Here is a 250-nt window from a genome sequence, read left to right on the forward strand (position 1 = left end):
TTCCGCCGACTCGCACGAGACTACGAGCGATTGCCCGAAACTCTGGCTGGCTTGCACTTCGTCGTCTTCTCCGTGCTTATGCTTGTTCACTTTGCAACCCTTAGCAAAAGTGCCTAACACCCTCTAGAGCGTGTTAGGAACTTCGATTGAGACCTGGTATCCTGGCGGGATGAAAACAACGGACCGCAAAGGGTATCCGACTGATGTGTCGGATGAGGAATGGAGTTTCGCGGCGCCGTATCTGACGCTG

At 54.0% G+C, this 250-nt stretch carries 2 pseudogenes; both read left to right on the forward strand.

What is annotated here, in order from left to right:
• Positions 1–117: pseudogene (locus tag AB3X96_RS43010) on the forward strand (IS5/IS1182 family transposase); the annotation flags it as partial.
• Between the two features lie 52 nt (positions 118–169).
• A pseudogene (locus AB3X96_RS43015) lies at positions 170–250 on the forward strand (IS5/IS1182 family transposase); the annotation flags it as partial.

Source organism: Paraburkholderia sp. BR13439 (assembly GCF_040948805.1).
Taxonomy (GTDB): domain Bacteria; phylum Pseudomonadota; class Gammaproteobacteria; order Burkholderiales; family Burkholderiaceae; genus Paraburkholderia; species Paraburkholderia youngii.